This is a genomic window from Actinocatenispora rupis, from assembly GCF_016861975.1.
In the GTDB taxonomy this organism is placed as follows: Bacteria; Actinomycetota; Actinomycetes; order Mycobacteriales; family Micromonosporaceae; genus Actinocatenispora; species Actinocatenispora rupis.
Genome location: NZ_BOMB01000010.1, coordinates 34,679 through 59,131, shown reverse-complemented (window position 1 = coordinate 59,131; position 24,453 = coordinate 34,679). Strand labels below are relative to the sequence as shown.

At 74.0% G+C, this 24,453-nt stretch carries 23 protein-coding genes and 2 pseudogenes; 12 read left to right on the top strand and 13 right to left on the bottom strand.

From position 1 onward, the window contains the following. Window position 1 precedes the first annotated feature (1 nt). Window positions 2-808 (top strand): amidohydrolase family protein, encoded by an 807-nt coding sequence (locus tag Aru02nite_RS08490; RefSeq protein ID WP_203656393.1) that lies wholly within the window; start codon window positions 2-4, stop codon window positions 806-808. Beyond that, window positions 808-1,572 (top strand): amidohydrolase family protein, encoded by a 765-nt coding sequence (locus Aru02nite_RS08485; RefSeq protein ID WP_203656391.1) that lies wholly within the window; start codon window positions 808-810, stop codon window positions 1,570-1,572. Before Aru02nite_RS08490 ends, Aru02nite_RS08485 begins: the two co-directional genes overlap by 1 nt. 219 nt (window positions 1,573-1,791) lie before the next feature. On the opposite strand, the gene Aru02nite_RS08480 is transcribed toward Aru02nite_RS08485, so the two are convergent. Beyond that, window positions 1,792-2,394, bottom strand: coding sequence for an ATP synthase subunit B family protein (locus Aru02nite_RS08480; protein WP_203656384.1), 603 nt, complete (start codon window positions 2,392-2,394; stop codon window positions 1,792-1,794). 224 nt (window positions 2,395-2,618) lie between these two features. Here Aru02nite_RS08480 and cobT point away from each other — a divergent pair, with 224 nt between their 5' ends. Continuing rightward, entirely contained in the window at window positions 2,619-3,671 is a 1,053-nt protein-coding gene (gene cobT / locus Aru02nite_RS08475) for a nicotinate-nucleotide--dimethylbenzimidazole phosphoribosyltransferase (RefSeq protein ID WP_373324858.1), read from the top strand. A gap of 4 nt (window positions 3,672-3,675) precedes the next feature. On the opposite strand, the gene Aru02nite_RS08470 is transcribed toward cobT, so the two are convergent. The 4 genes from Aru02nite_RS08470 to Aru02nite_RS08455 form a co-directional block, all read right to left on the bottom strand. Continuing rightward, entirely contained in the window at window positions 3,676-4,323 is a 648-nt protein-coding gene (locus Aru02nite_RS08470) for an SDR family NAD(P)-dependent oxidoreductase (protein WP_239076529.1), read from the bottom strand. A 235-nt stretch (window positions 4,324-4,558) separates the two neighbouring features. Further along, a complete protein-coding gene (locus Aru02nite_RS08465; RefSeq protein WP_203656382.1) occupies window positions 4,559-5,215 on the bottom strand; it encodes a LuxR C-terminal-related transcriptional regulator in 657 nt (218 codons plus the stop codon). Further along, the gene (locus Aru02nite_RS08460) at window positions 5,212-5,883 is read right to left on the bottom strand and encodes a sensor histidine kinase (protein WP_203656380.1); all 672 of its coding nucleotides are present in this window, start codon (window positions 5,881-5,883) and stop codon (window positions 5,212-5,214) included. The genes Aru02nite_RS08465 and Aru02nite_RS08460 overlap by 4 nt, the downstream gene beginning before the upstream one ends. 274 nt (window positions 5,884-6,157) lie before the next feature. Further along, the gene (locus tag Aru02nite_RS08455; protein WP_203656374.1) at window positions 6,158-6,817 is read right to left on the bottom strand and encodes a response regulator transcription factor; all 660 of its coding nucleotides are present in this window, start codon (window positions 6,815-6,817) and stop codon (window positions 6,158-6,160) included. Between the two features lie 151 nt (window positions 6,818-6,968). Between Aru02nite_RS08455 and Aru02nite_RS08450 the strand changes: the two are divergent. Then, window positions 6,969-7,409: pseudogene (locus Aru02nite_RS08450) on the top strand (FHA domain-containing protein); the annotation flags it as partial. Window positions 7,410-7,512: 103 nt separating this feature from the next. Beyond that, a complete protein-coding gene (locus Aru02nite_RS08445) occupies window positions 7,513-7,851 on the top strand; it encodes a hypothetical protein (RefSeq protein WP_203656370.1) in 339 nt (112 codons plus the stop codon). A gap of 7 nt (window positions 7,852-7,858) precedes the next feature. Here Aru02nite_RS08445 and Aru02nite_RS08440 read toward each other — a convergent pair whose 3' ends face one another. Continuing rightward, window positions 7,859-8,494, bottom strand: coding sequence for a maleylpyruvate isomerase family mycothiol-dependent enzyme (locus tag Aru02nite_RS08440; protein ID WP_203656368.1), 636 nt, complete (start codon window positions 8,492-8,494; stop codon window positions 7,859-7,861). Window positions 8,495-8,573: 79 nt separating this feature from the next. On the opposite strand from Aru02nite_RS08440, the gene Aru02nite_RS08435 reads away from it, so the two are divergent. Further along, entirely contained in the window at window positions 8,574-10,244 is a 1,671-nt protein-coding gene (locus Aru02nite_RS08435) for an FAD-binding dehydrogenase (protein ID WP_203656366.1), read from the top strand. Here the strand turns inward: Aru02nite_RS08435 and Aru02nite_RS08430 are convergent, their stop codons facing one another. Together Aru02nite_RS08430 and Aru02nite_RS08425 are read right to left on the bottom strand one after the other, a co-directional pair. Continuing rightward, window positions 10,245-11,192: a S1C family serine protease gene (locus Aru02nite_RS08430; RefSeq protein ID WP_203656364.1), complete on the bottom strand. Its 948-nt coding sequence runs from the start codon at window positions 11,190-11,192 to the stop codon at window positions 10,245-10,247. A gap of 113 nt (window positions 11,193-11,305) precedes the next feature. Next, complete coding sequence (locus Aru02nite_RS08425; RefSeq protein ID WP_203656361.1) at window positions 11,306-11,974, bottom strand: FMN-dependent NADH-azoreductase; 669 nt, start codon at window positions 11,972-11,974, stop codon at window positions 11,306-11,308. A gap of 89 nt (window positions 11,975-12,063) precedes the next feature. On the opposite strand from Aru02nite_RS08425, the gene Aru02nite_RS08420 reads away from it, so the two are divergent. Further along, window positions 12,064-12,669: a TetR/AcrR family transcriptional regulator gene (locus tag Aru02nite_RS08420; RefSeq protein ID WP_203656355.1), complete on the top strand. Its 606-nt coding sequence runs from the start codon at window positions 12,064-12,066 to the stop codon at window positions 12,667-12,669. A 10-nt stretch (window positions 12,670-12,679) separates the two neighbouring features. On the opposite strand, the gene Aru02nite_RS08415 is transcribed toward Aru02nite_RS08420, so the two are convergent. After that, window positions 12,680-13,696 (bottom strand): SAM-dependent methyltransferase, encoded by a 1,017-nt coding sequence (locus Aru02nite_RS08415; RefSeq protein ID WP_203656354.1) that lies wholly within the window; start codon window positions 13,694-13,696, stop codon window positions 12,680-12,682. A 290-nt stretch (window positions 13,697-13,986) separates the two neighbouring features. Between Aru02nite_RS08415 and rpmB the strand changes: the two genes are divergently transcribed. Then, window positions 13,987-14,205: a 50S ribosomal protein L28 gene (gene rpmB / locus Aru02nite_RS08410; RefSeq protein ID WP_203656353.1), complete on the top strand. Its 219-nt coding sequence runs from the start codon at window positions 13,987-13,989 to the stop codon at window positions 14,203-14,205. A 328-nt stretch (window positions 14,206-14,533) separates the two neighbouring features. Then, the gene (locus tag Aru02nite_RS08405) at window positions 14,534-15,727 is read left to right on the top strand and encodes an MFS transporter (protein ID WP_203656352.1); all 1,194 of its coding nucleotides are present in this window, start codon (window positions 14,534-14,536) and stop codon (window positions 15,725-15,727) included. Window positions 15,728-15,770: 43 nt separating this feature from the next. Here the strand turns inward: Aru02nite_RS08405 and Aru02nite_RS36535 are convergent. Together Aru02nite_RS36535 and Aru02nite_RS08390 are read right to left on the bottom strand one after the other, a co-directional pair. Further along, window positions 15,771-16,726, bottom strand: a pseudogene (locus Aru02nite_RS36535) (Ldh family oxidoreductase). Between the two features lie 170 nt (window positions 16,727-16,896). Continuing rightward, the gene (locus Aru02nite_RS08390; RefSeq protein ID WP_203656342.1) at window positions 16,897-18,063 is read right to left on the bottom strand and encodes a glycoside hydrolase family 76 protein; all 1,167 of its coding nucleotides are present in this window, start codon (window positions 18,061-18,063) and stop codon (window positions 16,897-16,899) included. Window positions 18,064-18,469: 406 nt separating this feature from the next. On the opposite strand from Aru02nite_RS08390, the gene katG reads away from it, so the two are divergent. After that, window positions 18,470-20,671, top strand: a complete 2,202-nt coding sequence (katG, locus tag Aru02nite_RS08385; protein WP_203656963.1) for a catalase/peroxidase HPI — start codon at window positions 18,470-18,472, stop codon at window positions 20,669-20,671. A gap of 70 nt (window positions 20,672-20,741) precedes the next feature. On the opposite strand, the gene Aru02nite_RS08380 is transcribed toward katG, so the two are convergent. Next, window positions 20,742-21,797, bottom strand: a complete 1,056-nt coding sequence (locus Aru02nite_RS08380) for a sodium:calcium antiporter (RefSeq protein ID WP_203656341.1) — start codon at window positions 21,795-21,797, stop codon at window positions 20,742-20,744. A 293-nt stretch (window positions 21,798-22,090) separates the two neighbouring features. Between Aru02nite_RS08380 and Aru02nite_RS08375 the strand changes: the two genes are divergently transcribed. Continuing rightward, entirely contained in the window at window positions 22,091-22,669 is a 579-nt protein-coding gene (locus Aru02nite_RS08375) for a sugar O-acetyltransferase (RefSeq protein WP_203656340.1), read from the top strand. Between the two features lie 85 nt (window positions 22,670-22,754). On the opposite strand, the gene Aru02nite_RS08370 is transcribed toward Aru02nite_RS08375, so the two are convergent. Further along, entirely contained in the window at window positions 22,755-23,558 is an 804-nt protein-coding gene (locus tag Aru02nite_RS08370) for a class I SAM-dependent methyltransferase (RefSeq protein WP_203656339.1), read from the bottom strand. A gap of 230 nt (window positions 23,559-23,788) precedes the next feature. Here Aru02nite_RS08370 and Aru02nite_RS08365 point away from each other — a divergent pair, with 230 nt between their 5' ends. Next, window positions 23,789-24,409 carry an SGNH/GDSL hydrolase family protein gene (locus Aru02nite_RS08365; RefSeq protein ID WP_203656338.1) on the top strand — a complete coding sequence of 207 codons (621 nt, stop codon included), beginning with the start codon at window positions 23,789-23,791 and terminating at the stop codon, window positions 24,407-24,409. Window positions 24,410-24,453: the final 44 nt, after the last annotated feature.

The window sequence follows — 24,453 nt, the reverse complement described above, 5'->3', positions numbered from 1 at the left end:
TATGCACCGGCACCTCCGCCTTGCCAGCGCCGCCCTGGATCTCGCCGCGCATCCGACGACCATCCATCATGACCTCTGGGGGATTCCCTTGCGTACCAAGCCGATCGGGCTCGACTGCGACGTACTGGTCGGGACCTGGCCGCCGCGCGCCGACCTGTCCATGACGCCCGACGCGGTGGCCGCCCGGCTGGCACGGTCCGGCATCGCCGGCGCGCTGGTCGCCTCCGGCCGCGGCGCCTGGTTCGACGACGTCGAGGGCAACGACGAAACCCTTTCCGTGGCAACGGATCCGTGGCTGCCCGCCGGTACGGTCAACCTGCGCAACGCGCTGCGCGCCGAGTCCGAACTGGACCGGCTCGTCGCCGCCGGCGTCCGCGCGGTGCGGCTGTTCGCGCCGACGCAGGGCGCCGACCCGCACTTCCCCGGGTACCGGCACGTGGTGGCGCAGGCGGCCGCGCGCGACCTGACCCTGCTCGTCGAGGGCGACGTACGGCACGCCTGGCTGGCGTACGCGGGGCGCGGGGCGAAGGTGGTGTTCCTGGACGTGCACGCGTACCACGTGGCGGACTTCGTGCTCGCCGCCCGGGACGAGCCCGGCTTCGTGGCGTCCACCCGGCTGCTCAACGCCCCCGACTCGATCGAGACCGTCGTCGGCGAGCTGGGCGCGGCGCACCTCGCGTTCGGTTCGCGGACACCGTTGCACGACACGTCGCCCTCGGTGCTGCGGATGCGCCGGGCCCGACTGTCCGATGTGGACTGGGACGCCGTCACCGGCGGAACGCTGCGCACACTGCTGGGAGTCGCCTGATGCATCCGGTCATCGACGTACACGGGCACTGGGGTCCGTGGTTCTTCGCCATGGACATCGGTTCCGCCGACGAGAACCTGCGCGTCATGGACGAGTGGGGCATCAGCCTCCAGGTCGTCTCCGCCGCCGAGGCCGTCGTGTACGACGCGCCCGGTGGCAACGCCCGCCTCGCCGCCGTACTCGCCGACCGGCCGCGGTTGCGCGGGTACGTGGTGGCCAACCCGAACGACCTCGCCGCCACCCGCGCCGACCTCGACCGGTACCTCGGCACCGAGGCGTTCGTCGGCGTGAAGATCCACACCGGGTACCCGCTGCGCGAGATCTCCTCGCCGCAGATGCGCGACCTGTTCGCGCTGCTGGACGAGTACGCGGCGGTGGTGCTGATCCACACCTGGGGCCGGGACGTGCTCGACCTGCTGCCGCTGCTGTCCGCCAACCCCCGGGTACGCGCGATCGCCGGCCACATGGCCGCCACCCGCTGGGATCTGGCCGCCGAGGCCGCCTCCGCCTGCGACCGGCTGTACCTGGAACCGTCCTGCTCCATCACCGACGCCGGGCAGGTCGCGTACGTGGCGGAGCACGCGCCCGCCGGCCAGCTGCTGTTCGGTACCGACGCGACGCTCATCGACCCGGCGGTGTCCGTCGGCCTGGTCACCGACGCCGACCTCACCCCCGAGATCGCCGAACGCCTCTACTGGCGCAACGCCGTCGACCTGTTCGGCCTCACCCTGCCCGCCGACCCGGTCCTCGGCCCCCGCCTGTAACCGACCGGGTGCCGTGCAGGTGCGGACGCGCCCCGACCGGTGCCGGCGCACGGTCCCGGGTGGCCGCAAAACGGTGCTGTTGAGCGGGTTCCTCGCCCAGACGCGGGACGGTCCGGCGGGCCGCAAGACGATGCTGTGCGATCCGGGTGGCCGCAGAACGGTGCTGTTGAGCCGGTTTCCCGCCGAGGCAACGGTCCGGGTGGCCGCACAACGGTGCTGTCAAGCGGGTTCCTCGCCGAGACGCGGGACGGTCCGGCGGGCCGTGTCGTGGCCGGCGGACCTGCTGCGGTGCCGCTCCGCGGCCGGCTGCACCGGTTCCGCGGCGGCCTTCGCGGGTTCCGGCGCGGGCAGGCGACCGACCGACGGCCTCGGCTCCTCCGCCGCGTGCTGCCCACCAGACTCCGGTACGTCGGCCGCCCGGCGGCGGGCGTCGTCGACGATGCGGTCCGCCTCGGCACGGGCGGTGGCGACGATCTCGGCGGCGGCGCGCTGCTGTGCCCGCCGGTGCTCGTGGAGTACGAGGTCGCAGTCGCGGCGGGCGCGGGCGGCCTGGTGCTTGGCGACGGCCACGATCTGTACGGCGTCGTCGCGGGCCGCGGCGAGGTGGCGGTCGGCGGCGGAGCGGATCTCCAGTGCCTGCTGCTCGGCGGCGGAGAGGATCTCCTCCACCTTGCCGCCGACGTGGTGCACGACCGGTACCCCCGACAGGCGCGCCCGCAGGTCGACGTTCTCCGAACGACACCGCTGCAACTCGGCGGCGAGTTCGATCGCCCGCTGCTGCTCGTCGTACAGCGCGGCGATCTGCTCTTCGAGCTGGGTCATGCACTGGTCGACCTGGTGCTTGTCGTACCCCCAGAGCACGACCTCGAACCCGCTTGTGAGCGACTGGCCCGGTGCCCCCCCGTTTGCCCCCATACGGCGAATGCTTGCACACCGCGCGGGGCGGTCGGGCGATGTTCACCGATCTTCCACGCCGAGAGCGACCTCACCGCACGGACACCCGGATGGTGCCGTCACGCGTACCCGGTTAGGTTTCGGCCATGACGCTGCTCGCCGACACCCTCGCCCGGATCGCCGGACCGGACGACGCCGCCGCGCGGGCCGCCCGCGCACGCCAGGACCGCCTGACGAAGCCGCCCGGCTCGCTCGGCGTCCTGGAGGACCTCTCGGTACGCCTGGCCGCGCTCGCCGGCGCGTGCCCGCCGCCCGCGCCGGCGCCGGTCGCGGTGGCCGTGTTCGCGGCCGACCACGGCGTGCACGCGCAGGGGGTGACGCCGTGGCCGCAGGAGGTCACCACGCAGATGGTGGCGAACATGCGGGCCGGTGGGGCCGTGGTCAACGCGTTCGCCCGGCAGGTCGGCGCGCACGTACGCACGGTCGACGTCGGCGTGGCCGGCACGCTGGCGCCCGGCGACGACCTGACCGCCGTGAAGGTACGGCCGGGCACCGCGGACATGACGGCCGGGCCGGCGATGACCCGGGCGGAGGCGCAGACCGCGGTGGAGGCCGGAATCCGGATCGCCACCGGACTCGTGGCCGACGGGTACCGGCTGCTGGTCACCGGGGACATGGGGATCGCGAACACGACCGCGTCGGCGGCGCTGGTCGCGGTGTTCACCGGCGCCGATCCGGCCGAGGTCACCGGGCGCGGCACCGGCATCGACGACGCCACCCTGGCCCACAAGGTCGACGTCGTACGCCGGGCGCTTGCTCGGCACACGCCCGATCCGGCCGACCCGCTCGGGGTGCTGTCCGCGGTGGGCGGGCTGGAGCACGCGGCGCTCGCCGGGTACGTGCTCGGTGCCGCCGCCGCCCGCGTCCCGGTCGTACTGGACGGGGTGATCGCCGGGTCCGCCGCGCTGGTCGCCGCCGCCCTCGCCCCGGACGCGGTCGCCGCGTGCGTCGCCGGGCACCGGTCCGCCGAACCCGGCCACGCCGCCGCGTTGCGCGCGCTGGACCTGCGCCCGCTGATCGACCTGGACCTGCGGCTCGGCGAGGGCACCGGCGCGCTGCTCGCGGTACCGCTGGTGCAGGCCGCCGCGCGCACCCTCACCGAGGTCGCCACGTTCGACTCGGCCGCCGTGTCCGAACGCGGCTGACGCCTCACCCGCCCGGGTACGCCACCTCGCGGTCCCAGTGGCCGCGGGGCTGGGCGTGCACCCGCCAGTACTCGTCGGCGATGTCGTCCGGGTCGAAGTCCGTACCGGGTGCGACCGGCCCGTCCACCCGTACGGTCGCGACGTGCACGCCGGCCGGGCCGTACTCCCGGTCCAGCAGTTCGACCAGGGCGCGTACGCCGGCCTTGCCGAGCGACAGGCTCACGTACGCCGGGACGGCCGCGGGCATCCCGCCGGTGACCAGCACCGTCCCGTACCCGCGGCGGGCCATCGCCGGCGCCACGGCCGTCGCGGTGACGAGCGCGCCGACCACGTTGACCGCCCACGCCCGCTCGTGCTCACGTACGGACAGCTCGCCGGGCCGGTCCGGCCGGATCAGCGCGGCGTTGTACACCACCGCGTCCGGCGTACCGAACCGGTCCGCGAGCGTCGCCAGCGCCGTACGCAACGCCACCTCGTCGGTCACGTCCGCGGTGGCCGTGCCCACCGGTACGCCCGGCAGGGTCGCGGCGACCGCGTCGAGCGTCTCCGGACGCCGCGCCACCAGGCCGACCGGCATCCCCTCCCGCGCGAACCGCCGGGCCACCGCCGCCCCGATGCCCGGCCCCGCCCCGACGACCACCACTCCCGCCACGTCCCCGCCTCCCGTGTCACCGCCGCCCGCCGTACGGCGCAGGCTAGAACCCTGACACCGGTGACAGGGCAAGGGCCGACAGCCCTGACACCGGTACAGGGCGGGAGACGGCGGCCCGCGCCGGGGCTGAGGCGCGGGCCACCTCGGACACGCCCGGGGTCCGTCCGAGCGGACCGCAGGCCGGGCGTGGCGGCCTCCCGCGGCCGGGTCACCCCGACCGCGTCGTACGACACGGTCAGGCGGCGAGCCACCGGCCGGTCTCGGCACTCACCAACCCGGTACGCACGGCGGTGGTGGCGGCCTCCAGCCGCGTGTGCGCGCCGAGCTTGGTGAGAACGCTCTGGATGTGGCAGCGGGCGGTCGCCGGCGTGATGCCCATGGCCCGCGCCAGCGCCGCGGTGTGCTCGCCGCGGACCAGCCGGCACAGCACCTCCCGCTCCCGCGGCGTGAGGAACGCCGCCAGCCGGTACAACGCGGGTTCGGCGCGTGCCGGCCGCCGGTACACCGGGTCGACGACGGTCTCGCCGGCGTGCACCCGGCGTACCGCGTCGAGGATCCCGCCGACGTGCTGTCCCTTGTGGACCAGGCCGGCGACGCCGGCGGCCAGCGCGAGCGGCGCCAGCCCCGGTTCCAGCCGGCCGGTCAGCAGGACCAGCCGGGCATCCGGTGCGGCGGCGCGGATCTCGGCCAGCCGGTCCACCAGGTCACCGTCCGCCAGGTGTACGTCCAGCACGCAGACGTCGACGTCGGTGGTACCGAGCAGGTCGACCACCTCGTCGACGGTCCCGGTCACCCCCGTCACCGTGTGCCCGGCGTCGACGAACACCAGCGCCAGCGACTCGGCGAAGACCAGATGGTCGTCGCAGACCAACACCCTGATCCCGGTACTCACGGCGCCGCCCCGTCCGGCAGCGTCATCCGTACCCGGCAGCCGCCCAGCTCGCCGCGGTCGATCCGGACCGTACCGCCGCTGGCCGCGACGACCTGGCTGACGACGCCGAGGCCGAGCTGGGCCAGCCCGGTCGGGCCGGCACCGAACCCCGGCCCGTCGTCCTCGGTGTCCACCACCGCGACCCCGTCCGCGGACCCGACCCGGACCCGTACGCTGCCGCCCGGACCGGCGGCCCGGCAGGCGTTGTCCAGGACGTTGCGGACCGCCCGCCAGAGCCCGAGCCGGTCCACCACCGCCCAGGTCGGCGTGGCCGCGAACGACACCCGTACGCCGGTGGCCACGCCCAGCGCGGCGACCGCCTCCCCGACCACGACGTCCGCGCGCAACCGTTCGACCGGCGGTGGTTCGGTGTCCCGGTCGTACGCCTGGAGCAGCTCGTCGAGCCAGCGGGCCTCGCCGAGGAGCTGGTCTATCCGTACCCTGCTGGCCCGGCCGACGTCGTTGGCGTCCGAGACCACCTGGGCCAGCAACATGATGGTGCCGATCTGGTGCTGGATGTCGTGCCTGATCATCCGGTACTGGGTACGCGCCGGCGGCGGGTTCCCGCCCGCCTGCCGCGGAATCGCCCCGACCGGCATGCCGAGGTCGACGCATACCTCAGCGTCCATGCTCTCCCCCTCCAACCGTGGGCCGGTAGGAGCGCGAGGAGCATCGTGTGCCCTGCCGACCCGGTGCTACGCACACCCTCCCCGCTCCGCGCCCGGCTGTCGCCACCGTTCGCCGAGTAATGGCCTCGCGCACAGGACGTGGCGGACCTGCGGACGACGACCGCTGACCGATCGGGGGATACGTGGGGTGCACGCGGCGGATCCGGCTCCGTCGATCAGCGGGTCGACGCGGCGTCGCCACTCCGGTCGACGGGGCGTCGACCAGCCGCAACGGTCAGTCGGTACCTGCCGGGCCGCTCGGGCGCATCCCGTGCCGCAGCGCCAGCGCGACCGCCTCCAGTACGGAGTGCACGGACAGCTTCGCGAGAAGGTTCTGGGTGTGCGTACGCACCGTGTTCGCCGACAGGAACAGCCGGTCGGCGATCTCGGCCCGGGTCAGGCCGTCCACCAGGCACTGCAGGATCTGCCGCTCCCGTACGGTCAGCCGGTCCAGCACCGTACTCCCGGGCTGCTCGGTGAGGGTGCGCAGGAGTCCGCCGAGCAGGTTCGGCGGGATCCACACCTCGTCGCGCAGCACCCCGCGCAGCACCCGCGTCAGGGTCGCGCCGTCGGCGGTCTTGGACAGCCACGACGCGGCACCCCGGCGTACGGCGTCGGCGAGCGCGTCCGGCGAGTTGGACGCGGTGAGGACCACCGCGCGGGTACCGGGGTGGTGGTCGCGGACGTGGTCGAGCAGGTCGATCCCGGACTCGTCGCCCAGGTCCAGGTCGACCAGTACGACGTCGACCGCGGTGGCGGCCAGCGCGTCACGGGCGCCCGCACCGTTCTGCGCGGCGGCGACCACCTCGAAGCCGGGGTCGCGGGCCAGCCAGGCCGACAGCGCCTCGGCGAACAGTGGTTGGTCGTCCACGACCAGCACCCGGATCGGCGTCACGCGACAAGCCTCGTGCGTCGCGCCCCGCCCGACATCCGACAAACGGACGAGTACCGCCTCGGACGGGCCGCGAGGGTGACCGCGCGGGAACCGTTCGTACCGGCGGCGGCCGGCGGGTTTCAGGATGGGCGCACGCTGCTAGGGTGGCCCGATGCGAGACGATGGGGCCCGCCCGCCGGCGCCGGACGCCACTTCCCTGCTGCACCTCGGCGACCTCACCGACGTCCTCGACGACCCGCGTACCGAGGTGGCGGCGGCCGACCTCGCCCGTAACCTGCCGCCGGGCGCGCGGATGCTCGTCGTGAAGAACGGGCCGAACGCGCCGGCCCAGTTCCTGCTCGACGCGGAGTCGACGATCGCCGGCCGGCACGCCAACAGCGACATCCTGCTGGACGACGCGACCGTGTCGCGGCGGCACGTCGAGTTCGCCCGGCACGGCGGCCGGATCGTGGCGCGCGACCTCGGCAGCCTCAACGGGACGTACCTGAACAAGGAGCGGATCGACACGGCCACGCTCGCCAACGGCGACGAGGTGCAGATCGGCAAGTTCCGCCTGGTGTACGTGGCGTCCGAGTTGCCGGGCGACGAGTCCGAGCCGGCCGCCGCCGCGTTCCCGCCGCCGGCGGAGCGTCGCGAGCCCGGCCCGTCCGGTCCGATCGGCCGGCTCTTCGCGCGGCTGTTCCGCCGCCGCTGACGTGCCGCTGTTCCGCCGCGGCGAGGCGCCCGCGCCGGTTCCGTTCCGGTGCACGCTGAGCACCGCGTTCACGGTGCCGTTGCGCGGGATCGCGGTCGTCTGCACCGTCACCGCCGGCTCCGTCGTGGTCGGTCAGCCGGCCCGGCTGCTGCTACCGGCGGGTCCGCTGCCGGTCACGGTCGAGCGCATCGAGGTCCGGCGCCGCCGCAGCGTCCGCGCCGACACCGGCGACGAAGCCGCGCTCTACCTGTCGGGCCTCGCGATGCCGACCCGCCCCGGATCCGGTGGCACGGTGGCCGATCCGGAGTCCCTGGCCGGCGTCGAGCTGGTCGCGCCCTGACCCGACCTCACCCGAGCATCCGGTACTGGTCGGGGGTGGCACCGGTGAGCCGGTAGTCGGCCGGGTCGGCGGGCCGCCCCGACACGACCCGTACCAGGGTGGCGGGGTCGGTGTGCAGGGTGGCGGGCTCGGCGTCGCCGGGCGTACCGAGGTCGAGGGTGCGGTCGGGCAGGGTCACCAGCGTGTGCGGGACGGCCGTCCGCCGGTACCGGCTGAGCGCGACGACGAGCGCGAGCGCGTCCTCCAGCCCGTCGCTGGCGTACGGGTCGGGCAGGCCGAGCGCCAGCCGTACGTCGCCGCCGTGGATCCATTCGCCGAGCGCGAACCCGTCGTACCGGCCGGCGCCGGCGGCGATCACCCGGGCCGCCGGTTCGTACGCGTCGGAGAGTTCGTCGAGGAGCGCGGTGGCGGGCAGGGCGCGGCGGGCCTCCACGTCGCGTTCGTTGTCGGCCGGGCCGAACGAGTGCAGGTCGCCGGTGGCGAGCCGGTGCAGCGCCGCCGCGCAGTGCGCCAGCACGTCGCGGACCGACCAGCCGGTGCACACCGTCGGCCGGTCCAGGTCGGCCACCGGCGTACGTCGCAGGACGGGCACGATCGCGTCCCGTTCGGTCAGCAGGAGGCGGGCGCCGCGCTCATCGCTCATGCCGGGACCGTACCGTGGGTGGCCGCACCGCGTGGACCGGCGCCGTCCGCCCCACGCCCGACACCTGGAGGTACGACGGATGGCCGACGCGGACGCGATCGTGGTGGGTGCCGGGCTGGCCGGGCTGGTGGCCACGGCGGAACTGGCCGCGGCCGGGCGCCGCGTCGTCCTGGTGGACCAGGAGCCGGAGTCGAACCTCGGCGGCCAGGCGTACTGGTCGTTCGGCGGGCTGTTCCTGGTCGACTCGCCGGAACAGCGCCGCCTCGGCATCCGCGACTCGTACGAGCTGGCCATGCAGGACTGGCTGGGCAGCGCCGGCTTCGACCGCGGCATCGACGACCCGGGCGGCGAGGACCACTGGGCGCGGCGCTGGGCCGAGGAGTACGTGCAGTTCGCGGCGGGCGAGAAGCGCGGCTGGCTGCACCGGATGGGGGTGCGCTGGTTCCCGGTGGTGGGCTGGGCGGAGCGCGGCGGCTACCTCGCCGACGGGCACGGCAACTCGGTGCCCCGGTTCCACGTCACGTGGGGCACCGGGCCCGCGCTGGTCGCCCCGTTCGCGCGCAGGGTACGCGAGGCGGTCGGCCGTGGCCTGGTGGAGCTGCGCTTCCGGCACCGGGTGGACGAGCTGACCGTCACCGCCGGCGCCGTCGACGGAGTACGCGGGACGGTGCTGGAGCCGAGCGACGCGGCGCGCGGCGTCGCGACCTCGCGTACCGAGGTGGGCGGGTTCGCGTTGACCGCGCCGGTGGTGGTCGTGACGTCCGGCGGGATCGGCGCCAACCACGACCTCGTCCGGGAGAACTGGCCGGAACGGCTGGGCCCGGCGCCGCGGCGGATGATCACCGGCGTCCCGGCGTACGTGGACGGGCGGATGCTGGGGATCGGTGAGCGGGCCGGCGGGCGGATCGTGAACCGGGACCGGATGTGGCACTACACCGAGGGCATCCGCAACTGGGATCCGATCTGGCCGGGCCACGGCATCCGGATCCTGCCGGGCCCGTCGTCGCTGTGGTTCGACGCGCTCGGCCGCCGCTTCCCGGCGCCGAACTTCCCCGGCTTCGACACGCTCGGCACGCTGAAAGCCATTGGTGACACCGGATTCGACCACTCCTGGTTCGTACTCACGCAGAAGATCGTGGAGAAGGAGTTCGCGCTGTCCGGGTCGGAGCAGAACCCCGACCTGACCGGCAAGGACGTCCGCCTGACCCTCAACCGGGTACGTCCCGGCGCGCCCGGCCCGGTCGACGCGTTCCTGCGCAACGGTGCGGACTTCGTGGTCGCCGACACGTTGCCGGCCCTCGTCGACGGCATGAACCAGCGGACCGACGAACCGCTGCTCGACCTCGCCGACCTGCGCCGGCAGATCGTGGCGCGGGACCGCGAGATGGCCAACCCGTACACGAAGGACCTGCAGGTGGCGGCGATCCACAACGCGCGGCGGTACATCGGGGACCGGGTGTCGCGGACGGCGGCGCCGCACCGGATCCTGGACCGTTCCGCCGGGCCGCTGATCGCCGTGCGGCTCAACATCCTGACCCGCAAGACGCTCGGCGGCCTGCAGACCGACCTCGACGGCCGGGTCCTGCGCGCCGACGGCACACCCCTCCCCGGCCTGTACGCCGCGGGCGAGGTCGCCGGGTTCGGTGGCGGCGGCGTCCACGGGTACCGGTCGCTGGAGGGCACGTTCCTCGGCGGCTGCCTGTTCTCCGGCCGGCGTACGGGTCGGGCGGTGGCGGCGGCGACCGCCTGATCAGTCGGCGGTGAGTTCGGTCGGCGTGGCGAACACGTCGACCATCGCGCCGGAGCGCAGCACGGTGACCGGCAGCGGCCGGTCGATCGCGGCCGCGAACAGGTGCCGCTGCAGGTCCTGCGCCCGGGTCACCGGCGTACGCGCGACCGACAGCACCAGGTCGCCGGCGTGCAGCCCCGCCACCGCGGCCGGACCCCCCGGTACGACGTGCACCAGGCGCAGCCCCGCGTCCTGCCCGGTCCGTTCGGCGACGGGGCCGGGCAGCGGCGCCGGCGATCCCACCAGCCCCAGGTACGCCCGGCGTACCCGGCCGTCGGCGACGAGGGTGCCGACGATGCGCCTGGTGGTGGCGTTGATCGGGATGGCAAGGCCGAGCCCGAACCCGGCGAGCGCGGTGTTGATGCCGACGACCCGGCCGGCGGAGTCGGCGAGCGCGCCGCCCGAGTTGCCCGGGTTCAGTGCGGCGTCGGTCTGGATGACGTCCTCGATGATGCGGGTCGCGCGGCCCGACTCCGCCGGCATCGCCCGGCCCAGCGCGCTCACCACCCCGGCCGTCACCGACCCGGCGAACCCGAGCGGGCTGCCGACCGCGACGACGAGCTGACCGACCTGGAGCCGGTCCGCATCCCCCAGTACGGCGCCGGGCGGGGCCGCACCGAGCGCCCGGAGTACGGCGAGGTCGGAGAGCGGGTCGGAGCCGACCAGTTCGAAGGACCGCTCCGTACCGTCGGAGAACACCACCGCGCCGTCCCGGTGACGGCCGACGACGTGCGCGTTGGTCAGCAGCAGGCCGTCGTCGGTGAACACCACGGCGGATCCGCCGCCGCGGCGCAGCCGTACGCTGGCGACGTGCGGGGTGATCTCCCGCGCGACGCCGATCACGGTCGTGGAGTAGGCGTCGAGGGCCGGCGCATCGGTCCGGTCCGGCGGCCTCTCGGTGTCGGTCATGACAGCACCGCCCCGGATGATTACAGCGTTGCACCTGGCACAAGCCAGCCCGCGCGCGGGCTATTCCCCGGCCCGCCCACCCCGCCGATCCGGCCGGCGGGGCGGACGGCAGGTCAGGCGGCCGCGGGAGTGGGGTCGGCGGCGAGCCGGCGGGCCAGCGTACGGGCCTCGTCGAGCGCCGCGTCCCGCGAGGCGTGGTGCTGCTCGATCAGGCCGGACATGGGCGGCAGTACCGGCGCCAGGGTCAGTTCCGTGTTGAGGAACCGCACGTCGGCCGGCCCGTACGAGGTGAGGTAGGCGCGCAGGTACCGCTCCTGGAACTCGTACGGCTCCTGCGGCGCGCCCGGCCCGTACGAGCCGCCGCGGGCGGTGGCGACGACGGCGATCCCGGGGCCGAGCTTCACCCCGGCGAACGTCACCTGGTCGATCCACGACTTCAGCGCCGACGGGATGCCGAAGTTGTACATCGGTGTCCCGATGAGCAGCACGTCGGCGGCCTGCAACTCGGCGAGCAGCGGCTCGGACCGCGCCCACGCCGCCCGCTGCGCCGCGGTACGCGGCAGGCGCGCCAGGCCGGCGACGTCGGTGACGCCGTCGAGGCCGGCCATCGCGCTCAGTTCGGTGTTGGCCTCGGTGATGTGCGGCAGCGGCTCGGCGGCCAGGTCGCGGTACGTGTAGCCGCCGCCGGCCGCGCGCCACGCGTCGGCGAAGGCGGCGCCGGTGGCGCGGGAGTACGACTGCGTGCGGGCGCTCGCGTCGACGTGCAGCAGGTTCGCGGGCATGGCCAGGCTCCTCGACAGTAAGTGGTCACTGTGTCCGGTTGACCTTAGAGGGTAAGTGGACACAGTGTCCAGTTGCTATCGTGTACGTCATGCCGAAGCGCGACCTGATCACCGGTCTCCCGATCGACCGGGACCAGGCCCGCCCCCGCGAACGCGCCGACGCCGCCCGCAACCGGGCGCTCGTCCTCGACGCCGCCGAGCGCGTGATCCTCGCCGACGACGGCCCCGTGACGATGGACCGGATCGCGAAGGCCGCCGGCATCGGCCGCGGCACCCTCTACCGGCGGTACCCGGACGTCGCCTCGATCGCCGCCGCCCTCGTCGACTCCCGCGAACGCCGGCTCCAGGGCGCGGTCATCAGCGGCCCGCCGCCACTCGGCCCCGGCGCCCCGCCCGCCGACCGGCTCGCCGCCCTCTACCGCGGCGTCGTCGACCTGCTGGAGGCGCACACCCCGATCTACCGCGCCATCAGCCCCGGCCCCATCCGGTACGCGACCGGCGCGTACGGGTTCTGGCGGCTGCACGTGCGTACGTTGCTGGTCGCCGCCGGTACGCCCGACCCGGACGCGCTGCTGGACCTCCTGCTCGCGCCCCTCTCGCCGGACGTCTACCAGCACCAACGGCGCACGCTCGGGCTCTCCCCCGACCGGATCGTCGACGCGCTCACCCTGGTGGCGCACCGGATGCTCGGCTGACGCCGCCGACTCAACGCAGCCGCGCGACCACCGTCAGCTCGCTGCGGTTGTGGTAGAGCTGCCGCGCGAAGACCACGTCGTACCGGCGGCGCAGCACCTCCAGGCACTCCGCCACCTGCTCGACCGGCCCGCGGGTACCCGTCTTCAACGTGACCACCACGTACGCCCGGGGGGCCAGGTGCGGCGCGGCGTCGAGCATCGTCCGGCAGCTGAGCACCGGCGGCATCCGCATGTCGTTCACGATCAGGTCGAAACGGGTCCGGTCGGAGCGCAGGAACTCGCCCACCGTCGTACGGCCGTGGTGCACCTGCCGGTCCGCGGCCAGCGCGGGCGCGAGGTCACCCGGGTCCACCGCCGTCACCGCGAAGCCCCGGGTACGCAGGATCCTGGTCCAGCCGCCGGGACTCGCGCCGAAGTCCGCCGCCCGGCCCCGCACCGGCAGCGGCAACGGGTGCTCGTTGAACAGCTCCTCCAGCTTGAACTCCGACCGCGACACCCGACTCGGCGCGCGGCCCAACCGGACCCGCCCGCCCGGCCAGTCCGACAGGCTCTCCGCCGTACGGTTGAGCCCGATCAGCACCGCGCGCGCCGTCAGGCAGCACGACAACGTCCACTCCCGGCCGGCCCGCGCGACCGCCACACCCCGGGCGGACAGCTCGTCGGTGACCGCGCGCGCCACGACACCCGCCCCGTACCCGACGGTGGAGGAACCGCTCACCCACGCCTGCACGGCGACGTCGTCGAGGCCGGCGGGCAGGGCCCGGACCGCGCGGGCCGCCACCGCCGCGGGATCGGTCGCCTCCGCCGCGTCGATCCGGTCCACCTCGACGGTCAGATGCCGGGGGAACACCAGCGGCCGGTCCCGGCACGCGTCGGCGACCGCGGCAACGCCCGGCCCGTCGAGCACGCCCAGATCGGGCCCCAGCACCTCGACCGGTACGCCCGCGCCGAACTCCGCGCGCAGCTCGCGCACCGCGAAACCCCGGCTCTCCTCGGCGGTGGAGAACATCACCCGATCCGACGCCATGACTTCCGATCCGCCGACCTTCCCGATCCGCCCGTGCTCTGCGCCGGCCGAGCGTACCCCGGGGGCCGGGCGCCTCCGGGCCGACCGCCCGATGCGGTTGGTAGCATGGTGTTCCCGGCACGTTTGCGCCCACCGGTCCGCGCGTGCCGACCCGGCCACGGGCCGGACATCGGGCCCGCGACGGGCGTTTCGGGCCGTAGTCGGTGCCAGCCATGCGTGCGCTAGACTCGGCGGACGTGCCCGCGTCTGGCACCCACGAACTCGTACTACTAGCTACTGGAGAGTGCTCAGTGTCCAAGCGGTGTGACGTGTGCGGCAAGGAGCCGGGCTTCGGCAATTCGGTGTCGCGCTTGGGCCAGAACGCCCTCGTTCGTCGTGTCAAGGGCCGGGCGAAGCGGACCTTCCGCCCCAACATCCAGCCCGTGCGCACGGTCATCAACGGCACCCCCACGCGCATGAAGGTCTGCACCTCGTGCCTCAAGGGCGGCAAGGTCACCCGTCGCGGCTGACCGGCCACCGTTCCACCTCACGGCGTTCGCGACACCGCGGACGCCGTTTCTCTGTGCCCACATCCCCCTGGCAGCAGAGCCGGCGCACCCCTGAGCCGGTACCGACCGCGCGGTGAATATGCGGTTGGTGCCGGGATACGCGGGCCGGACACTGGTACCGGATCCGTCATCGGCAGGAGGAGGGCGCATGCGTACGAACACGGCGACGGTCACCGCTCCGGCGCGAGGGCGTACCGCTTCCTGACAGATCCACCGTGAGGGTGGTTGCGCTCCTCGTACCGGGGCGGTCGCTGGTTTCCGTCGACCGTCTTCGTCCGAGGGGTTTCCTTTGCCTGCCCGTGTTCCTGCGCGTTCCGACTTCGGTCGGGTGTGGGCGGCGTCCGCGCTGTCCACGCTCGGCGACGGCGTCACCCTGGTCGCCGGCCCGCTGCTCGTCGCGTCCCGTACCTCCGATCCGGCGCTCGTGGCGGGTGCCGCGTTCGTCCAGCAGTTGCCGTGGTTGCTCGTGTCGCTCGTCAGCGGCGCGTACGCGGACCGCGTCGACCGCCGCGCCCTCGTCGTCGCCGTCGGCCTGGTACGGGCCGCGGCGCTCGGCGTGCTGGTGTGGTCCGTCGCCACCGGTACCGGGACGGTGCCCGTCCTGTACGCGGTGCTGTTCGTGCTCGGTGTCGGGGAGACGCTGGCCGAGTCGGCGACGGCGGCGATCCTGCCGGCGGTGGTGCCGCCGGACCGGCTGGCCACCGCGAACGCCAGGCTCACGGGCGCGTTCACGGTGGCGCACCAGTTCGTGGCGAAGCCGCTCGGGGCGTGGCTGTTCGGGGTCGCGGCGGCGGTGCCGTTCGGGGTGGACGCGGTGACGTTCGTGGGTGCGGCGGCGCTGTTCGCGACGGTACGGCCGGTGCCGGGTGCGCCGCGCACCGGACGCTCCGGGCTGCGTGCCGACATCGCCGCCGGCGTACGGTGGCTGGCCGGGCACCGCCTGCTCCGTACGCTGGCCGTCGCGATGGGGCTCGGCAACGTGGCCTTCTGCGCCGCGTTCGCCACCTTCGTCCTGTACGCGCGGCAGCGCCTCGGCCTCCCGCCGGTCGGGTACGGCGTGCTGCTGACCGCGCTCGCCGCCGGCGGCCTGCTCGGCAGCCTGGTCGCCGCGCGCCTGCGTGCCCGCCTCGGCCCCGCGGTACTCCTGCGCGCCGGCCTGCTGGTGGAGGCCGGCACCCACCTAACGCTCGCGCTGACGACCGTGCCGTGGCTCGCCGGCGGCGTACTCGTGGTGTTCGGGGTGCAGACGACGAGCTGGGGCATCACCACGGCGACGCTGCGGCAGCAGACCGTACCCGATCCGCTCCGGGCCCGCGTCGCCAGCGTGTACGCGCTGCTGGAGACCGGTGGCGCCGCGCTCGGTTCGCTGGCCGGCGCCGTACTCTCCCGGTACCTGGGGCTGGTGGCGCCGTTCTGGATCGCCGCGCTGACGATGGCGCTGATCGCCGCCGCGACCTGGCGTACGCTGCGCGCCGCGGGCTGAGCCGCTCCGTGCGCGCGCCACGCGGGGAGGCGTCGGGAGCGGGTCAGGGTGGGCGGGGCACGGGAACGCCCAGATCCGTTGCGGCGTCGGCAAGTGCGGCCCACGTGGCGGCCGGCAGCGGGATCCCGGACACCGACCGCCCCCGGTACGTGCGCGCCCCGCGCTCCCCCGGCACGCGCGCGGCCGACCGCCCCGCTGGTACGGGGAGGGCGTGCACGGCGTCGATCGTGTCGTCGACGAGCGCGGTGAACTCGGCGACCGGCAGGAACGCGGCGACGTCGACGGCGACGACCGTGGCGTTCTGCCGGTGGTTCCCGGCGACGGCGAGGATCGGGTTCGCGGTGAGTCCGCTGGCGAGCAACTCGAACACCAGCGACAGGCCGGATCCCCTGGCACGCCCACCGGCAGCGGTACCACGGCCGCGGCGGGATCGGTGGTGGGCGCGCCGTCGGCGTCCAGCGCGGCGCCCGCGGGCAGCGGCCGACCGGCCGCCCGGGACTCGGCGAACCGGCGGAACGCGACGACCGCGGTGGCCATGTCCAGCAGGACGTGCGGGTGCCGCCCGGCGGGTACGCCCACGGCCAGCGGGCTGGTGCCGACGCCGGCGCCGACCGTCCCGGCGTACGCCATCTGCGGCATGCCGGCGACGAACGTGAGCCCGGCCATCCCCGCCTCGTCGGCGAGCAGCGGGTAGCGGCCGATCGCACCGGTGTGCACGGCGTTGCGTACCGCGACCCAGCCGACTCCGGCGTCCCGGGCCGCCTCGACCGCGGTGCGTACCGCGACGGCGAGCGCGACCGGGCCCGGCGCACCGTCGGCGTCCACCACGGCGAGCGCGGCGCGGCGCCGTTCGACGGTGAGGTCCGGCCGCGGGTTCGCCGCACCCCGGTCGAACAGCTCCAGGTACCGCGGCACCTGGGCCACGCCGTGCGAGTCGACGCCCCGCAGGTCCGCCCACACCAACGCGTCGGCCACCTCCCCCGCGTACTCCCGCGGCATGCCGCGCGCGGTGAACACGTCGCGCACCAGCGCGCGCAGCGTCACGTACGGCACCCGCACCGGTCCTCCCGCGTCTCGTACCCTCGGGGCCGACATCGCCGACGGCGGCGCACCCGGCAGGCGAACGGCCGCACCGCCCGGGCACGACCGTCCACTGTGGACTTACCGGGTCAGTAGAGCAGTTCGTACCGGGACGGCGACCAGGCGAGTACGGCGTAGATCTGGACCATCGCGGCCTGCTGGATCGCCTGCGTGCCACCGTCCGCGTCGAACCGGAACAGCCCGGTGGCCGGATCCCGCTGCGCCGTCCACACCGAGTCGGCGTACGCGCGCATCGCGTCCCGGTACGTGTGCCCGCCGGTCACCGACTCCAGCAGCAGCAGGTTCTTGAAGAAGATCGCGTTGAAGTACGGCGGCTGGTCGGCCAACCGCCCGCCGGTCACGTAGTGGTCGTACGCCGCGGAGGCGGTGCGCTGCGCCGCCGCCAGGTACGCGCGGTCGTGGGTGGCCTGGTAGAGCAGCACGTCCACGCCGACCGGCACCCCCTGGTTGTACGACCAGTACGTCTTCTCGACGGTGCCGGCGAGGTCGACGTGGTCCCAGTAGAGTCCGTCGGGGCCGAGCAGGTGCGCGTTGGTCCAGTCGACCATCCTCCGCGACCAGTCGAGGTACGAGCGCTGCCCGGTGATCTGGTAGAGCCGCAGGCCCAGCTCGGCGCCGGGCATGTTCGACACGGTGTTGCGGTCGTGGCTCCACGTGGCCTGGGTCCAGAACACGCCGCCCGGGTCCGCGTGCGACGGGTCGGTGTCCCAGCCGGAGACGACGAGGTCGAAGATCTGCCGCGCCCGGCCCAGCGCGGCGCGGTCGCCGCTGGCCAGGTACCGCTGGACGTCGAACAGGCCGACCCACTCGTTGTCGTCGTAGAAGAAGTCGCCGCCCCCGCCGTACGGCGCCACCGGGTACGACGCGTAGCCCGGCTTGCCGGTGGTGCCGCCGGACTCCAGCCAGTACCGCTCCTGGCCGGTGTCGCGCGCGGCGAGATCGTCGCCGTAGCGGGCACCCAGCGCACCCGGCATCCCGGTCAGGTCCAGCGCCGCCCCGCGCACCTGCGAGTACGGCCACTCGTACGAGTAAACGTTGTCACCCGGCTGCACCGGGTACCGCTCGTGGTAGAGCCCGGAGCCGTCCGGCACCGCCAGGTACGCCTCCAGCGCCCGGTACGACGCGGCCGCGCGTGCCGCGTCCAATGCGCCGTCGGCGGCGCTCGCCGGAGCCGACAGTCCGACGACGGCGGCCAGCCCGCAGGCCGCCACCGCGCTCGCGATCCTCAGTCGCACAACACACTCCCGGAGTGGTCGCAGGAAACCGGTCGATCGCCGGAGCGCCCCAGGACCCGCGGCGGGAGCCGTCGCCGGCCTCGCAAACCGCCCACAAAACGTAGGCAGAACCGTCCGGTACGTCAAGATCGGAACCCGGGCGTACCAGGTCCGACACGCCCGCCCCTGTTCTTGATTGATTCCAGATAATGCGGCAGACTACGGGGTGTGCCACCGACCCCGGAGGACGAGCGCAGTGCGCGCCCGGTCGCTCCGCCCGTGACGCGCCCCAGGGGGCGGCGCCGTCCGCTCGACGCGGCGGCCGGAGGTGCCCGGGGTCGGCACTCGGCAAGCACATCCTCACGCACGTTCCTGACCGATCGGAAGGATTGCCGTGTCTGACCAGCCTGACGCCGTTGTCGGCGAGATGAACGAGGAGAGCGCGGGGGGTTGCCCGGTGCACGTCGGTCGGTTCAACCACCCGACCGAGGGCGGCAGCAACCGCGACTGGTGGCCCAACCAGCTCAACCTGGGCATCCTCCGCAAGCACCCGGCCGTGGCCAACCCCATGGGCGAGGACTTCGACTACGCGGCGGAGTTCAACACCGTCGACCTGGACGCGCTCGCGCGCGACGTCGACGAGGTGCTGACCACGTCGCAGGACTGGTGGCCCGCCGACTTCGGCCACTACGGCGGGCTGATGATCCGGATGGCGTGGCACAGCGCCGGGACGTACCGGATCGAGGACGGGCGCGGGGGCGCGGGCGCCGGCATGCAGCGGTTCGCGCCGCTGAACAGCTGGCCGGACAACGCCAGCCTGGACAAGGCCCGCCGGCTGCTCTGGCCGGTGAAGAAGAAGTACGGGCGGAAGATCTCGTGGGCCGACCTGATGATCTTCGCCGGCAACCGCGCGCTGGAGACCATGGGCTTCACGACCTTCGGGTACGCGGGCGGTCGCGCCGACGTGTGGGAGCCCGACGAGGACGTGTACTGGGGCCCCGAGCGCACCTGGCTCGGCGACGAGCGGTACTCCGGCGACCGTGACCTGGAGAAGCCGCTGGCCGCCGTACAGATGGGTCTGATCTACGTCAACCCGGAGGGCCCGAACGGCACCCCGGACCCGCTGGCCGCGGCGCGCGACATCCGCGAGACGTTCCGCCGGATGGCGATGAACGACGAGGAGACCGTCGCGCTGATCGCCGGCGGCCACACGTTCGGCAAGACGCACGGCGCCGCCGACGCCGACCGGTACGTCGGGCCCGAGCCCGAGGGCGCGCCGCTGGAGGAGCAGGGCCTCGGCTGGAAGAACTCGTACGGCACGGGCAAGGGCGCCGACGCGATCACCAGCGGCCTGGAGGTCACCTGGACCCCCACCCCGACCCGATGGGACAACAGCTTCTTCGACACCCTCTTCGGGTACGAGTGGGAGCTGACGAAGAGCCCGGCGGGCGCGCACCAGTGGGTGGCGAAGGACGGCGCCGGCGCGAACACCGTGCCGGACCCGGCGACCGGCGAGATGAACCGCCCGCCGACGATGCTGACGACGGACCTGTCGCTGCGCGTCGACCCGGTGTACGAGCGGATCTCCCGCCGTTTCCACGAGAATCCGGACGAGTTCGCGGACGCGTTCGCGCGCGCCTGGTTCAAGCTCACGCACCGCGACATGGGCCCGATCCAGCGGTACCTCGGGCCGCTGGTGCCGTCCGAGCGGCTGATCTGGCAGGACCCGGTGCCGGCGGTGGACCACGAGCTGGTGTCCGACGCGGACGTCGCCGCGCTCAAGCGGCAGATCCTCGACTCGGGGCTGACCGTGGCGCAGCTGGTGTCGACGGCGTGGGCGTCGGCGTCGACGTTCCGCGGCAGCGACAAGCGCGGCGGTGCCAACGGCGCCCGGATCCGGCTCGACCCGCAGCGCAGCTGGGAGGTCAACGAGCCGGACGAGCTGGCGCTGGTGCTGCGTACGCTGACCGGGATCCAGGAGTCCTTCAACGCCGCGCAGACCGGCGGCAAGAAGGTCTCGCTCGCCGACCTCATCGTCCTCGGCGGTACGGCCGCGGTCGAGCAGGCGGCGCGCGCCGCCGGCCACGAGGTCGACGTGCCGTTCCACCCGGGGCGTACGGACGCGACGCAGGAGGACACCGACGTCGAGTCGTTCGCGCCGCTGGAGCCGAAGGCGGACGGATTCCGCAACTACCGCGGCAAGGACGGCCGGATGCCGTCCGAGTACCTGCTGATCGACCGGGCGAACCTGCTGAACCTGAGCGCACCCGAGATGACCGTGCTCGTCGGCGGCCTCCGGGTACTCGGGGCGAACCACCAGCGGTCGCCGCTGGGCGTGTTCACCGCGACGCCGGGCACGCTGACGAACGACTTCTTCGTCAACCTGCTCGACATGGCGACGGAGTGGACGCCGACGTCGGAGGACGCGGAGACGTTCGACGGCCGGGACCGGGCGACGGGCGAGCTGAAGTGGACCGCCAGCCGGGTCGACCTGGTGTTCGGCTCGAACTCCGAGCTGCGCGCCCTCGCCGAGGTGTACGCCAGCGACGACGCGCAGGAGAAGTTCGTGCGTGACTTCGCCGCGGCGTTCGCGAAGGTGATGGACCTGGACCGGTACGACCTCCGCTGACCGACCGCACCCCGCGACGGCCCGCTGCCCGCCCGGCAGCGGGCCGTCGCTCTATGTCCACTGTGGACGGTCAGGACAGGATGGGTACGAGCCCGATCGCGAACACGAGGTAGAACAACGCGCTGAGCGCGAGCGTACGGGCGGTGAATCGCCCGGTACGCAACAGGATCAGCAGGAAGACGATCGCCGCGATCGTGACGATGCCGGACAGCAGCAGCGCCGAGTCGAACAGCCACGGCGTGAACAGCAGACCGAGCCCGGACGGTACGGTCGCCTGGATCATCATGGCGCCGGAGATGTTGGCGAGCGCGAGCGGCGTCTTGCCCTGGCGTACCCAGATGATCGCGTTCATGATCTCGGGGAGTTCGGTCGCGATCGGCGACAGAAGCAGGGCGGTGACCGCGGCGGGCAGGCCGAGCATCGGGCCGATCGCGTCGAGCTGGCGTACGAACAGCTGGGACGCCACGAAGATGATCGCCAGCGTGCCGAGCGTCTGCGCGACGACCGCCCACGTCGCCGGTACGGGCCGGCGGCGCTGGAGCAGCAGCGGGTCGAGCTCGTCGCCGTCGTCGCCGCCCCCCGCGCGGATCTCGCGCCAGAAGTAGACCGCGTACGCGGCGAAGAACGCGAGGCCCAGCCACGGCTTGACGGCGAACGCGACCAGGCCCAGCCCGACCTTCACCACGAAGATCACCAGGAACCAGCGCTGGTCCCGCGCCAGCTTGCGGAGATCGCCGAAGTTGTCCCGGGTCGGGCGGGGCGCCGCATCCCCCGGCACGGGTCCGCCGACAGGTGCCGTCACGCGCGCGGACCGCGCCCGGACCCGGCGGTACACGAGGAGGACCATCACGCCGGTCACGCCGTACGCGACGGTGGAGAGGGCGAGCGGGCCGCCCATCGCCGCACCGATGCCGATGTCCTTGGACGCCGTGTCGTGCCCGAACACCACGGCCACGAACGTGACCACGCTCTCCGGCAGCGCCGTGCCGAAGGCGGCGAGAATGGTGCCGACCGCGATCCTGCCGACGTCGAGCCGTTTGCCCAGCCACTCGACGGCGTTGACGAACCATTCACACGAGAAGTAGATCGCCACCGCACACGCGATGAGCGCCACGAAGTGCCACACGGACCGGTCGTCCCTCCCGGTGCGCCGTCGGGGCCAGCCCTCGACCACGCCGAGACCTCGACCCGCGACGACGCACACGTCGCCTGTAGGTCGAAGGTCTCGTCCATCCCGCTCGCGCGGAACCCGGTCACCGGACACCCGTCGTGGGCGTCAGCATGTCGACGAACCGGCGAAGGACTACTCCCCCTCGGCCCGCCAGCGTACACGACGGGCCGGGCGCGCCCGGCCGATCGCCTCCGACGGCCGCTACCATCGCGGGCGCCGGCGGAGACGAACCGCGACCAGGAGGGCACATGGACGCCGAGGAGCGCATCGCCCGCGGCCTGCTCTACACCGAGACCGACGCGGCGCCGCTGCAACACCGGCGGCGGGCGGACCTGCTGCACGAGTACAACATGACGGCGCCGGGCGAGGTGGCGCGGCGCACGGAGCTGCTCGGCCGGATCCTCGGTTCGGTGGGGAAACGACCGGTGATCGCGTCCCCGCTCCAGGCGGCGTACGGCAGCAACGTGCACATCGGCGACGACTTCTACGGCAACACGAACGTGACGTTCGTCGACGACGTGGAGATCCGGATCGGGTCCGGCGTGATGATCGCGCCGAACGTCACGCTCACCACGACGGGCCACCCCGTCCACCCCGACCTGCGGTACGACTTCAACCGGTTCTCCGCGCCGATCGTGGTCGAGGACAAGGTCTGGATCGGCAGCAACGCGGTCGTGCTCCCCGGCGTGACCATCGGGTACGGGTCGGTGATCGGTGCGGGCAGCGTGGTGTCCCGGGACGTACCGCCGATGGTGGTGGCGGTGGGTGTGCCGTGCCGGCCGTTGCGCGCGATCACCGACGCGGACCTCCGCGAGCGGCAAGCCTGACCGTCCACCGTGGACAGACGTACCGCCGGCGCGGCCTGTTCCGGTGGTGTGAGGGGGAATCCGGCGGTCGAGCCGGCGCCGCCGTTCAGCCCTCGCGTACGGCGGTGACGAGCAGTGCGGCGGTCGGTGCGCTGATCCGCCGGCCCGTCACGTACGGCGCGGCCAGCTCCTCGTACGCGGTGCGCAGCCGGGCCGCGGACGCCGCGTCCAGTCCGCGCACCAGCTGACCGAAGGTGCCGATGCCGGACTCCGCGCCGGACCACCAGTCGGCCACGTCGGCCTCGTGCCGCCAGTGCAGCCTGCGCGCGGTGACCCCGCCCCAGCCGGCCGCGGCGACCAGCCCCGCCACCCCCTCCTCGGTACGCGGGAAGTCGCGCTCCGGGTCGAGTCGCGGGCCGGGCGGCGCGTCGATGCCGGCCTGGCGTACGGCGTCGGCCCAGAGGGACTGGAGCGTGGGCGCCGGGTACGGCCAGATCGTGGCGGCGAACCGACCGCCCGGGCGGGTCAGCCGGCGCAGCTCGGCCAGCGCGGCGGCCGGGTCGCCGACGTGGTTGAGCACGAAGTTCGCGGTGACCGCGTCGAACGCGCCGGTTGGCAGCGGCAGCGCGGGAAGGACACCGACGAGCACCGTGGCCTCCGGTACCCGGATCCGCGCGGCGGCGGCCATGCTCGGCTCGGCGTCCACCGCGGTCACCGTCGCGCCGCGCCCGTACGCCGCCGCCGCGACGGTGCCCGTCCCGGTACCGACGTCGAGCAGTACGGTGCCGGCGCGGACGTCGGCCGCGTCCAGCAGCGCCGGCGCGGGATGCGCGCACAGCGGTTCGAAGGAGCGGCGGTACGCGTCCGCCCGGTCGGCCCACTGCCGGCGTTCGCTGGTGTCGAAGTCCATCCGGCCGACCGTACCGGTCGCGTCGCGCCGGCGCCGTGGGCTGCGCCACGTACGGCCCGATCCGGCTCCACGACACCGATCCCGCCGGTACTGCCGCGTGGTGCGGTGTCGGCGTACAGTGCTGCGCGCCGGTCGTGCGGACGGCCACCGGACCACTCCGGTACGGCTCCGCAGTGCCGCGGGCCGACGTACGGCCGCCGACGCGACGGCCGATGGGAGTGGCAGCAGTGTTGACAGCGGGCAGCCGGGTCCTGTTCACCGGCGACAGCATCACCGACGCGGCGCGCGACCGCGCCAACGAACGCCACCTGGGCGGCGGGTACGCGATGATCGCGGCGGCGCTGCACCGGGCGCGGCATCCGGAACGCGGCGTGACGTTCGGCAACCGCGGCATCAGCGGCCGGCGGGTCCGCGACCTGCGCGCCGCGTGGGACGAGGAGACGGTCGCGCCGCGCCCCGACGTCGTGTCTGTCCTGATCGGCGTCAACGACACCATGCGCCGGTACAGGCGGGGCGAGCCGACCACGGTCGAGGAGTTCGAGCGGGACTACCGGGACATCGTCGGGCGGGCCGCCGAGTTCGCCGGGACGGTGGTGCTGGTCGAACCGTTCCTCACGCCGGTCAGCGAGGAGCAGCGCGCCTGGCGCGACGACCTGGACCCGAAGATCGCCGTGGTGCACAAGGTCGCCGCCGACCACGCGACGCTGCTCGTCCGCGCCGACACGCTGTTCACCGCGCGCGCCGCCACCACCGGCCCCGAGTACTGGTGCCCGGACGGCGTGCACCCGACGCCGGCCGGGCACGCGCTGCTCGCCGAGGAGTGGCTGCGGGTCGTCGAGTACGACGGCTGACCGTACCCGCCGGCGTGCCGGATGCGCGCGCCGGCGGGTGACGG

Excerpts from the sequence above, each read along its gene's own strand:
- Aru02nite_RS08490 (WP_203656393.1), top strand. The coding sequence starts at position 2 with ATGCACCGGCACCTCCGCCTTGCCAGCGCCGCCCTGGATCTCGCCGCG.
- Aru02nite_RS08485 (WP_203656391.1), top strand. The coding sequence starts at position 808 with ATGCATCCGGTCATCGACGTACACGGGCACTGGGGTCCGTGGTTCTTC.
- Aru02nite_RS08480 (WP_203656384.1), bottom strand. The coding sequence starts at position 2,394 with ATGACCCAGCTCGAAGAGCAGATCGCCGCGCTGTACGACGAGCAGCAG.
- Aru02nite_RS08460 (WP_203656380.1), bottom strand. The coding sequence starts at position 5,883 with ATGGACGCTGAGGTATGCGTCGACCTCGGCATGCCGGTCGGGGCGATT.
- Aru02nite_RS08440 (WP_203656368.1), bottom strand. The coding sequence starts at position 8,494 with ATGAGCGATGAGCGCGGCGCCCGCCTCCTGCTGACCGAACGGGACGCG.
- Aru02nite_RS08435 (WP_203656366.1), top strand. The coding sequence starts at position 8,574 with ATGGCCGACGCGGACGCGATCGTGGTGGGTGCCGGGCTGGCCGGGCTG.
- Aru02nite_RS08430 (WP_203656364.1), bottom strand. The coding sequence starts at position 11,192 with ATGACCGACACCGAGAGGCCGCCGGACCGGACCGATGCGCCGGCCCTC.
- Aru02nite_RS08425 (WP_203656361.1), bottom strand. The coding sequence starts at position 11,974 with ATGCCCGCGAACCTGCTGCACGTCGACGCGAGCGCCCGCACGCAGTCG.
- Aru02nite_RS08420 (WP_203656355.1), top strand. The coding sequence starts at position 12,064 with ATGCCGAAGCGCGACCTGATCACCGGTCTCCCGATCGACCGGGACCAG.
- Aru02nite_RS08415 (WP_203656354.1), bottom strand. The coding sequence starts at position 13,696 with ATGGCGTCGGATCGGGTGATGTTCTCCACCGCCGAGGAGAGCCGGGGT.
- katG (WP_203656963.1), top strand. The coding sequence starts at position 18,470 with ATGAACGAGGAGAGCGCGGGGGGTTGCCCGGTGCACGTCGGTCGGTTC.
- Aru02nite_RS08375 (WP_203656340.1), top strand. The coding sequence starts at position 22,091 with ATGGACGCCGAGGAGCGCATCGCCCGCGGCCTGCTCTACACCGAGACC.
- Aru02nite_RS08370 (WP_203656339.1), bottom strand. The coding sequence starts at position 23,558 with ATGGACTTCGACACCAGCGAACGCCGGCAGTGGGCCGACCGGGCGGAC.